The sequence below is a fragment of the Paenochrobactrum sp. BZR 201-1 genome, from assembly GCF_044987585.2.
Classification (GTDB): domain Bacteria; phylum Pseudomonadota; class Alphaproteobacteria; order Rhizobiales; family Rhizobiaceae; genus Paenochrobactrum; species Paenochrobactrum pullorum.
On the sequence record NZ_JBJDRZ020000040.1, the window covers coordinates 1 to 9636 of the forward strand.

The 9636-nt window shown below is 39.3% G+C and carries 13 protein-coding genes; 3 read left to right on the forward strand and 10 right to left on the reverse strand.

All coding sequences use genetic code 11. The features are described 5' to 3' along the window. The 3 genes from ACI0FR_RS15645 to ACI0FR_RS15655 form a co-directional block, all read left to right on the forward strand. A partial coding sequence (locus tag ACI0FR_RS15645; RefSeq protein WP_461667979.1) for a hypothetical protein occupies positions 1-206 on the forward strand: 206 nt, incomplete at its 5' end. 30 nt (positions 207-236) lie between these two features. Continuing rightward, a complete protein-coding gene (locus tag ACI0FR_RS15650; protein WP_461667980.1) occupies positions 237-1286 on the forward strand; it encodes a glycosyltransferase family 2 protein in 1050 nt (349 codons plus the stop codon). Between the two features lie 25 nt (positions 1287-1311). Beyond that, positions 1312-2433 carry a polysaccharide pyruvyl transferase family protein gene (locus ACI0FR_RS15655; RefSeq protein WP_461667981.1) on the forward strand — a complete coding sequence of 374 codons (1122 nt, stop codon included), beginning with the start codon at positions 1312-1314 and terminating at the stop codon, positions 2431-2433. A 357-nt stretch (positions 2434-2790) separates the two neighbouring features. Here ACI0FR_RS15655 and ACI0FR_RS15660 read toward each other — a convergent pair whose 3' ends face one another. The 10 genes from ACI0FR_RS15660 to ACI0FR_RS15705 all read right to left on the reverse strand — a co-directional run. Further along, positions 2791-3846 carry a glycosyltransferase family 2 protein gene (locus tag ACI0FR_RS15660; RefSeq protein ID WP_461667982.1) on the reverse strand — a complete coding sequence of 352 codons (1056 nt, stop codon included), beginning with the start codon at positions 3844-3846 and terminating at the stop codon, positions 2791-2793. A 73-nt stretch (positions 3847-3919) separates the two neighbouring features. Then, entirely contained in the window at positions 3920-4924 is a 1005-nt protein-coding gene (galE, locus tag ACI0FR_RS15665) for a UDP-glucose 4-epimerase GalE (RefSeq protein ID WP_404906910.1), read from the reverse strand. A 205-nt stretch (positions 4925-5129) separates the two neighbouring features. Further along, positions 5130-5543 (reverse strand): glycerol-3-phosphate cytidylyltransferase, encoded by a 414-nt coding sequence (tagD, locus tag ACI0FR_RS15670; protein ID WP_404906908.1) that lies wholly within the window; start codon positions 5541-5543, stop codon positions 5130-5132. Between the two features lie 363 nt (positions 5544-5906). Continuing rightward, on the reverse strand, positions 5907-6194 hold the full coding sequence (locus tag ACI0FR_RS15675) for a guided entry of tail-anchored proteins factor 1 (protein WP_404906906.1): 288 nt from the start codon (positions 6192-6194) through the stop codon (positions 5907-5909). A 100-nt stretch (positions 6195-6294) separates the two neighbouring features. After that, complete coding sequence (locus tag ACI0FR_RS15680; protein WP_404906904.1) at positions 6295-6555, reverse strand: hypothetical protein; 261 nt, start codon at positions 6553-6555, stop codon at positions 6295-6297. Continuing rightward, on the reverse strand, positions 6552-7208 hold the full coding sequence (locus tag ACI0FR_RS15685; protein WP_404906903.1) for a lysozyme: 657 nt from the start codon (positions 7206-7208) through the stop codon (positions 6552-6554). Before ACI0FR_RS15685 ends, ACI0FR_RS15680 begins: the two co-directional genes overlap by 4 nt. 347 nt (positions 7209-7555) lie before the next feature. After that, positions 7556-7975 carry a DUF4376 domain-containing protein gene (locus ACI0FR_RS15690; RefSeq protein WP_404906901.1) on the reverse strand — a complete coding sequence of 140 codons (420 nt, stop codon included), beginning with the start codon at positions 7973-7975 and terminating at the stop codon, positions 7556-7558. Next, positions 7968-8300: a hypothetical protein gene (locus tag ACI0FR_RS15695; RefSeq protein WP_404906900.1), complete on the reverse strand. Its 333-nt coding sequence runs from the start codon at positions 8298-8300 to the stop codon at positions 7968-7970. Before ACI0FR_RS15695 ends, ACI0FR_RS15690 begins: the two co-directional genes overlap by 8 nt. Next, positions 8300-9415 (reverse strand): pyocin knob domain-containing protein, encoded by a 1116-nt coding sequence (locus ACI0FR_RS15700; protein ID WP_404906898.1) that lies wholly within the window; start codon positions 9413-9415, stop codon positions 8300-8302. Before ACI0FR_RS15700 ends, ACI0FR_RS15695 begins: the two co-directional genes overlap by 1 nt. Continuing rightward, positions 9415-9636: hypothetical protein (locus ACI0FR_RS15705; protein WP_461667983.1), on the reverse strand; the 222-nt coding region annotated here is incomplete at its 5' end. The genes ACI0FR_RS15700 and ACI0FR_RS15705, both read right to left, overlap by 1 nt.

The window sequence follows — 9636 nt, forward strand, 5'->3', positions numbered from 1 at the left end:
AATCTTATGAAAACACATTAATTATTAATATTAATGATATTGCAGATATTAAAAACAGCATTTCAGATAACCATACTAATGGTATGGTGCGTGAAATAAAGAAGGTGGATATCATTGATGCAGGTGAAAATAACGCGCTGAATGGTTATGAAACAAGAATGAAACAATTATCAAAAATTTATAACGAAGCCATCTGCAAAAATTAAGAACTATCATTAAGTGAAAAGATCTTAAACATGTATAAAATGTTATCTCAATACCTTAAATCCATAAAAAGAAAATTGCGTAAAGCAATAAATTATTACAACAAGTATAAATTTGACAACTCACTAGTAATTAAGGATACAAATGCGGGTAAATCTCTAAAATTAATAAAAGACAATACAAATCTCATTGCCAAAAAAGATATATTACTATTTTGCTGCTTAAGAAACGAAGCAGATAGAATGCCCTTCTTTTTCGAATATTACAGAAATATTGGTGTAAAACATTTTATCATTATAGACAATGATTCCAATGATGATATACTGGAAGTCTGCTCTAATTTTGACGACGTAACGATCTATCATACCGCTTCATCATACAAAGATGCAAAATTTGGTATGCTATGGATTAATTACTTATTGACGACACATGGTGTGGGTCATTGGAATGTCGTGGTAGATGCTGACGAATTCTTAGTCTATCCTTACATGGAGACGAGATCTCTGAATGCTCTTGCCTCATATTTAGAAGAAGAGAATAGGTCATGTTTTCATTCAATTATGATCGATGCGTACAGCGATCAGTTACTCTCTGAAACAGTTTTGGGCCGTGGGGTAAATCCATTTAATATATGCCCTTACTTTGATAAAGATGGTTACATTCAGACAAGCAGTTGGGGTGGGAGTACGTGGATTCGGGGAGGGCCAAGAATGAGGTTCTACTTTAACGAGTCACCACACCAAGCTCCATCGCTAAATAAAATACCATTCATTAAATGGGAAAAACATTTTCATTATAATATGTCGACACATGATGCTTTTCCCTTTACCCTCAATCATGCTCATAATAACGGCGAAGTAAACCCAACTGGTGCGCTATTTCATTTCAAGATGGTATCAGACTTGGAGGTTAAGGCTGCTGAAGAAATGCTACGAAAACAGCATTATGGTGATGGGGTAGAATATAAAATGTATAATCAAAAAAATATCCCCGAATTTTATAAACATGGCATAAGTGTTCGATACGAAAACGATCGTCAATTGATAGACTTAGGAATCATGTCTCCTGGAACTTGGTTTTGAATAAATAGGGTTAAAAATGCTATATATGCTGGGTGGCGCTGGAGTTTCAAATTTCGGCGATGAACTTATGGTTCGAAAATGGTTGGACTTTTATCTTCAAAACGGAATGCTCGACAAAGTCGTAGTCGATGGCTCCAATAAAAGAGTTTTATCTGATTTATTCTCAGATAAATATAAAGGTGTAAGGTATAATAGTGCCTTTAATTCCTTGCGAGGTAATGGGCCTAAAGATTTTTGGCAATCTCTTAAGCGGGGGTTGAATTTTTTTGACAATGGTGGGTTCTCAAATTATCCCCAGCATAAAGCTTGGGCGAAAGAAATTGAGAAGGTTAAGGTACTTCACTTACATGGTGGAGGATATTTAAATAATATATGGCCTCAAGCAGCATTTTTACTGGGAGTTGCAGCTGCTACTAAAGAACGATATAATTGTAAGCTTGTAGCAACGGGGATCGGCTTCCTACCAGTTAATAAACCTAATGGGGAAGCTGTTGAAGATTTAAGAAGAGTGATTAATTGCTTCGATTTTTTTGAATGCAGAGATTATCCATCTATGCAATTTATTACCAATGCAATTGATGATAAACAGAAAGTATTCTACGGATTAGATGACACCTTTATTGGTTCGCTGGAAAAACCTAGTGATGCATCAATAAGAACACTACACTTATCATATTTTCCGCATGTAAAAAAGTTTATTGATGATGCGTTAGAAAGAACTCCAATTACTGCTTTTGATCAATTTGATGAAATCTTATTTTGGGCTTGCGCCAGTCATGACCTAGAATGCTTGCCGGCTTTAAAAGGTAAGTTTCCAAATATAAAAACAGTTCAGATGAAAGACTTAGTAATGAAGCCACTACCAGTCCGACGAGGGGACGTAATGGTGACAGCACGTTTTCACCCTCATCTATTAGCGGCTAGAATGGGTAGTACAGGCCTCTATAAGAAAGATGAATCATACTATGACATTAAACAAGGATCGGTCATTGATTTAGGCTCTCCATTTATGGACCTTAAACGCTATGACCTATCTAATAATTACATCAAGTATGGATTTAACCGTATGGAATCTTACGAAAATGATAGAGTGAATATGAAGCAAAAGCTTGGAAAACATATAGTTGATTTATATAAGGATAGTTAATAGAGATAAGCAATATAAATAAGATAAGATAATAATGACATTAAGCCGTCATCTATTAAATTATTTTAGCTTATTAATAATACTATTGTTTTTTCAAGGTAGATAAACGTTGAATTTCGATTGTCATTAATACAAATCTCCAAGTCTTCTCCATCTCTTAGGAGGAGCTTGGAATTTTACAATATACGTTATTGGGATAATTTTCACTGCGATTCAATATTTAGTTTCTGCAACCATTTTCAAATGAAATGACTGATCTTCTCGATTATGTCATCAAAAATAATGGGATATATTATTTAATATCTATACAAGAATTGAACTTTACCAAATATTAAAGAAACTTGGATTGAATTAAATTTAAAAAACGAAACGGCTCACAATTTTTCGAGCAGTATGAGGTAATTTAGAAATTAAGTTATACTTCACTACCCATTTTTTTTTCCAATATCTTAATTTTCTTCCTGTGAATACAACTGCTTTATATAAGGGAAAACTTCCCGTAGCTGCAACTTTTTCGCGGAGTGAAAAAGCAGGCACGTCTATATATTGATCATATTCACGTATTAATTTAATAGATGCAATCATATATTCAGATTTAGATCCTTTAGGTAATCGACCAGAAGCGCCTAAAGTTGCGAACAGTTGGTTAACTGTATAGCCTCTAAAGGCATTGGCAAAATCAGGTATTAAAAATGGATATTTCTTTAAAAGATTTAATACACCTTCATTTTGAATTAATGTATCAAAATGTTGTTTTCCCGTTGACCGTAATATGGAGCCTGTACGTTGTCTATAATAGATTAAATTGTCAGGAATTACATATATGTTTTCAGTCAATGAAATCCAAGAAGCATTCCATACTATATCTTCATATGTGATATTCGGAAAGCTAAAACCCATATCATTGATGATAGATTTTTTATAAGCTTTATTCCAGGCAACACCAAAATTTTTCATAAGTAAAGCTCGATCTGATGGAGTTCGTCTCCATTTATTCTCAAGTAACCATGTAGTCGGTGATTGTTCTAAATAACCATCAGGATGGTATTTTACATAATTGAAAATAAGTAAATCTGGCTTTTTATTTTTGATTACTTCAATAATTTTTAAGATGGCATCTTGTTCATACCAATCATCACCATCAAGAAAAATAATATATTCACCCACTGCGTGGCGTATGCCCATATTGCGAGCTTCACCCAATCCAAGGTTCTCATCATTTTCTATCACAGTGAATAAATTCTCGTGTCCTTTTATAGTACGATATATCATTTCACGTGTTTTATCGCTAGAAGCGTTATAGACAACAAGAACTTCATATTCTGTTGTGAATGACGAACAGATGCAACTTTTTATCGCTTTCTCAATATAATTTTCATTGTTCCAAGTAACAATTACAACAGATAATTTCAATCTCTCCTCCAATTTTTTAGCTATTAGAGATAATCAAATATAAAATATTCACATCTAAACTTATCAAAATAAATTAATATCCTTGGGGATTTTTAACTATCCAATTCCATGTGTCTTTACATATTTTTTCTAAATCCTTCTCGGCTTTCCATCCTAGCAATTGATTTGCAAATGCTGGATCTGCATAATATTCTGCCACGTCACCTGGTCGCCTATCTGCAATTTTATAATTTATTTTACGATTTGAAATTCGCTCAAAAGCATGAATAACTTCTAAGACACTAGTACCTGCACCAGTACCTAAATTAATAAATTCGCATTGCGGTTTATTTAATTGATTTAGAGCGCTAATGTGCCCTGAAGCTAAATCTTCAACATGTATGTAGTCACGCACACCAGTGCCATCTGGCGTAGGATAGTCATTACCCCATATATTAAGATATTCTCTTTTTCCAGACGCAACCTGTGCAATAAATGGCATTAAATTATTAGGAATACCCTTAGGATCTTCTCCAATTAAACCGCTTTCATGTGCACCAACTGGGTTAAAGTATCTAAGAACGCTAATCATCCAATCATGGGTGCTATTGAATAGATCAAGCAAAATTTGCTCAACCATATATTTGCTTCGACCATACGGACTCATTGCTGAGAGTGGATGTTGTTCCGTAAAAGGAAGGAATTTCGGTGTTCCATAAACAGTAGCAGACGAGCTAAATATAAGCTTTTTCACCTTAGCTTTATTCATTGCTTCTAATAATTTGAGTGTGCCATTTACATTATAATCATAATAGAGAATAGGCTTTTCTGTTGATTCTCCTACAGCCTTCAAGCCGGCAAAATGAATAACAGCTTCGCAATTTTTTTCTTCTAATGTTTTGCGAATTAGAACTGCATCACGAATATCTCCCACCACTAATGTAGGGCTTACTCCAGTTATTTTCTCAATTCTACGTATCGCTTCATGATGACTATTTTCAAAGTTATCATAAATAATAACTTTATGACCACTTTCGATTAATTGGACTGCGGTATGTGAACCTATATAACCTGCACCACCTGTAACCAAAATTGACATTAAATACTCCTGCAACCTCAACTAAAAGGCATTCAATTACGGCGATAAGGGAAGGTTGTTTTTTATATATCCGCTCTATGGACGCGTAAGAGAACATTTTATTGATCCTTCCACCCCCATAAAACATTTTAGACGACAAGACTACTGCAATCGAACATAAATCAATGAAAACTGCTAATAACGCGTTCATACGTATGATTAATTTTTAACATGATATAGCCGACATGGCGGTTTTGTAATATGAAGTTGATATTATTGGTGTTCTATCCAAATAGACGACCTCGCAATGTGGTTTTAAAAAGTCAAATTGCCCCATCCAGTCATTCCCCATCACCAATATAGATATATTATAACGCTTAACATCTTCAATTTTTTGTTCCCAACATTTTTCTGGTATGACAAAATCTACGTATTTAGAAGATTCAACTATCAATTTTCGTTCTTCAAAACTAAAAAGTGATTTTTTACCTTTTAGCTCATTAAAATCATCTGTAGATACCCCGACGATCAATTTATCGCCTAGCTCTTTAGCGCGCCTAAGAATATTAACATGGCCAAAGTGGAAAATATCATATGTACCATAAGTCAACACTTTAATTGAGGATGTAGAATCATTCATTTTAACGCCCTATCATTCGATAAAATTTGAACTACCCGTGATGATATATTCAAAACATATCACTTTAATGAAAGACGTGATTTGCTCATATTAATTAATTAATTAATATTTAAATTTATTCCTATAGCACTGATATTAGCTATTTATTACTGCCATTTTCACTGTTTTAACTACAATTACCTAAATTTATTGCCTTTATGTTAGTACTCCTCACAAATTTCTGCTGTTTCCTCATCAAAAAAATTAGTGCTGTAAAGAAAAAATGCATGTCATATTCAATGATGGCAAAGTCAAAACTGTAAAATGATAGCTACCATTGATAGTCATCCCCTCAACTCTGGCTCTTGGGCGGCCTCAACCATTTTACAATGGTTTCAAACCGCCACCGATTACAAAAGCCACAAACGCCATAATCAAACCACTGATAACCAGCCACATAATTTTAGACAGGATGCCACTCACTTTCTCGATCTTTTTGTCCAGATCATCAAACCGCCTGTCCACGTTCTTCCATTTCTCATCTGTCCTGGCACCTGCAATTTCAGATTGGCGCTGCCACTGCTCTAAAGCAGTAATTCTGGGAACCATATCGGTAAGGCCATGCTCCATTGCGCTTAAACGCGCTCTCAGGTCGGGTTCGGTATCCAGCATTTTTTACCAACATCCCGCTTTATTTCCATATGCATTGTGACCGGCAATCCCTTTGCCAGCCTGTGCGTCATTACTCGCTACAAAGACAGCCGTTTCAGGCTTAAGGCTGATCTTCTGCCAGCCCGCGCAATTGCCCGCACTGGTCGCGCATCCCGCCAAGCTCAAGACAGAGATGCACAGCATCCATATTGTTGATTGTCTCATTGATACCTGCCCTATTCTGGAAAGCTTGACTGACGGCTTCGGCAGCTTTAAGCGCTGCCTGATGTTTGCCGTCATGAACCCCAAGCGCATAAAAAAAGAGGCCTGAAACTGCCCCTCCTATAATCGCGCCGGTGATATGTTGAAATGTGAGCCTCATGCAGATTGTTCCTGCATGCGTTTGATCAGGAAATAAACACCGATACCAAAAGCCCCGACCATGATAATGGCAAGCGCCCATTGGATTGGCGATGATCCGGCCGCCATACCGCCAAGCCCTGAAAGCAAGCCACCAGCTGAGGCAATCAACTCTGGCTTAAGCAAAGTGTCTTTCTTTTGTTCAGGGGAAACGTAGTTTGAGGAAACGAAATCCCCCTTAACCCAAAGCCCTGCCTCTGCTGCGCGACGGTTAACCAGCCCCTGTACACGCTTCCCGCCAGCATTCACCCACTTCATCAGTTCTGCCGGCACAGCACTATAATCACCGGTGTTCAGTTTTTTGAGCAAAGTGGATTTATGAAGTGCACCGGTGTTGAAATCGAACGAAACAAGTGCTGCATATTGGTTATCGTTCAGAGGCACTTTAACCAGATCAGATACACGCTTTTCAAACTTCGCCAGATCAGCACGCAGGATACGATCAGCTTCCTGATCATTGATTTTCATGCCTGCCACCACCTTGGGTGCACCGGCGGCTGATGTGTGGCCATATCCAATCGTCCAGATACCCGCCATATCCTGATAGGCTGTCAGGCGTTTACCTTCCCATTTTTGGATGTGCAAAAGCCCCGCCGCGTTAATGCGTCGTGTCATGTCATTTCCTTTCGGTAAGAAAAAGCCCCGCAAAAGCGAGGCATATTTTTTTAGTGAGATTCCAACTCTATGATTTTACCACGCCGTACCGTGACGTGGATAAGTCAGGAACCTATTTTGGCCGCTGTTTTCGAGACCGGTAACGGCGGCGCCATTGCCATGCAAAAAATACAATCAATACAACGCCGATTGTGATTAGAACGACAGAACCATTGTAAACGGATTCAAATTCAAAACTGCTCATAAGGGCACCTCCTCAAAGATGAACCCTTAGCAATCACGATTGTTCCTTTTCGAAAGAAAAAAACCGCCTTACGGGCGGGCTGAATAATCAGAATAAAATGGGGTCATGCTGGCCAATATTGATCATCAGCAAAATCTGCTGGAATTTCAGCCATATCTTTGAGTGAACGCGCTGCGAAAATCATCGCCTGCTTATGTGCCATTGCGGCTTGCCCAAAGGCAAACATCGTCTGCGCATCCATCAGATGCAGCGTATTGTCTTCTGCAATCCATTGAAAATCAACATCACCACCATGCCAACGGTAATCATTGACTGCTGCACCAGCTGAGATTGCAGCAAGTGCGGCCACAGCGGCACCGGCAATGTTTTCACGATCCTGCGGACGGCTTTGATAGAACACACCTTGAAACGTAAAACCGCCATTGATACGGCGGTCGCGTTCAATATCTATCAAGCCCTCCAGCTGCTTTCGGTGTTCTGCAACCTTCATTTCCTTTGTGATTACTTTGGAAAAATCAATCATCGGCCGCTACCTTTTCATTAAAGATGATCTCACCATCATCAATCATCATAATCGGCTCTGGGAATCGTATACGCTCCGGTGCATCCGCGTTGCTGTAAGACACCACGTCGCTGTAAGGCATCAAGACAGTTACATTCACAATGCCATTGGTCTTTGTAATGCCTCCGACAATGCAATCGTTCTCGATAGCTTCCGCAGGTATCTCGCTACCGTCTGCCAATTGCTCAAAATCGCAAGACTTATTTCCGATAGTCAAAACACTTCCGCGTTTTTCGATTTTTAAAATCTGATCTGAAAATTGAGGTGATAAAGTTATTTTAAACATTAAAACCACCTTCCATCAGCAACTAAGAACAATTCAGTATCACTATCGACATGAGTTGAAACTCCGCGAACATTACTCACAGCTGTTGCCGTGGCGTTGCCTAGCGGCCCCCCCAGCATCGTAACACCACCACCTGAAACTTTGTAACAGGAACCAACAACAACAGGTCGAGAGACAAAGGAGGCTGGGAAAGTCCAAGTTATGCCCGGTGTCATAAATAGCGGACCAACAGTAGCAGTAGTGACGCCTGCCATAATTGTTTGTGTGCAAATCTGCGTGCCGTCCGCTAACCTGACAAATTCGCCGTTAGCATTGTTACCACGCTGAATAACACCGCCCGTTGGCGTTCCATCTACTTGTGAAACAGAATTTAAGATATTGGCTGATGAATATATCCTATGCCATGCAGACCAGCCAGCGGCAGCCCTAAAGCGCTCATACATGGCATTACTAGAGTGTCTGAGTGCAATCTGTCTGCACTGTGTTGAAGACCATGCAGCGTGTAATAATAACATAGTGGATGTTTCAGGCATATTAGGTGAATTTCCGCTAACCCTGTACCACCCATTTTCTGTGACTGTATTTGGGTCAGAAATTGCTACACCGCCATTTGCTTTAAGCCTTGCTGGCAATTGCCCATTCGGTATTTCTCCTAAACTCGCATAACCTTTACCGCCATTTGCAGCCGCCAACAAAGTCCGCGCCCATTCGGTTAAAGCAGTCACATCCGCAGTGCCAGAACCGGTGAAAAAAGCCAGTGTATCTTTTAGTGTTTTCAATCCGGCAAGCGCATCGATATTTCCGCTCATGCCCCAGCGAGCGATAAGATCGCGAATAGCAGCAGGAGCAGCCGATGCAGAGGACTGAAAGCGGATGCATAGGGGTAGATTGGTGCCACCAACACCAACAGGGCAAGGATAGAGTAAAGTACCTGAATTCTGACCGGTAATTTCGTTGATAATCAGCACACGGCCATCAGCGGTCATAATCGTATCGCCACGGCCAATAGTGGCGGTGATCAATGAAGCCCCTGTTGTGGTGAAGTTCTTACTCCCCGATACCAATGTGATTGTGCCGACCGTGTAATCTGCCCTGACACCCCTTTCATAAGCCATTATTCAATCTCCTTCGTATCAGCAGGTGAATTCTCATCACCCTGCAAATCTGTCACGACTTGGTTAAGGCGCGCTATTTCCTCTTGAGCCGATGCTAAGTCGACGGTTATCTCTTGGATTTTCAATTGCGCGTGATGCAACTCGTGGGCCAAAAAAAGCCGCCGATCACGTGAGTAATTGGCGTCAATGGTCAATTCCATCAGGGCTACCGATGGATCAAT

Coding starts and splice junctions, on each gene's coding strand:
- ACI0FR_RS15655 (WP_461667981.1), top strand. CDS start 1,312: ATGCTGGGTGGCGCTGGAGTTTCAAATTTCGGCGATGAACTTATGGTT.
- ACI0FR_RS15690 (WP_404906901.1), bottom strand. CDS start 7,975: ATGATTGATTTTTCCAAAGTAATCACAAAGGAAATGAAGGTTGCAGAA.
- ACI0FR_RS15685 (WP_404906903.1), bottom strand. CDS start 7,208: ATGACACGACGCATTAACGCGGCGGGGCTTTTGCACATCCAAAAATGG.
- galE (WP_404906910.1), bottom strand. CDS start 4,924: ATGTCAATTTTGGTTACAGGTGGTGCAGGTTATATAGGTTCACATACC.
- ACI0FR_RS15680 (WP_404906904.1), bottom strand. CDS start 6,555: ATGAGGCTCACATTTCAACATATCACCGGCGCGATTATAGGAGGGGCA.
- ACI0FR_RS15695 (WP_404906900.1), bottom strand. CDS start 8,300: ATGTTTAAAATAACTTTATCACCTCAATTTTCAGATCAGATTTTAAAA.
- ACI0FR_RS15650 (WP_461667980.1), top strand. CDS start 237: ATGTATAAAATGTTATCTCAATACCTTAAATCCATAAAAAGAAAATTG.
- ACI0FR_RS15675 (WP_404906906.1), bottom strand. CDS start 6,194: ATGCTGGATACCGAACCCGACCTGAGAGCGCGTTTAAGCGCAATGGAG.
- ACI0FR_RS15700 (WP_404906898.1), bottom strand. CDS start 9,415: ATGGCTTATGAAAGGGGTGTCAGGGCAGATTACACGGTCGGCACAATC.
- tagD (WP_404906908.1), bottom strand. CDS start 5,543: ATGAATGATTCTACATCCTCAATTAAAGTGTTGACTTATGGTACATAT.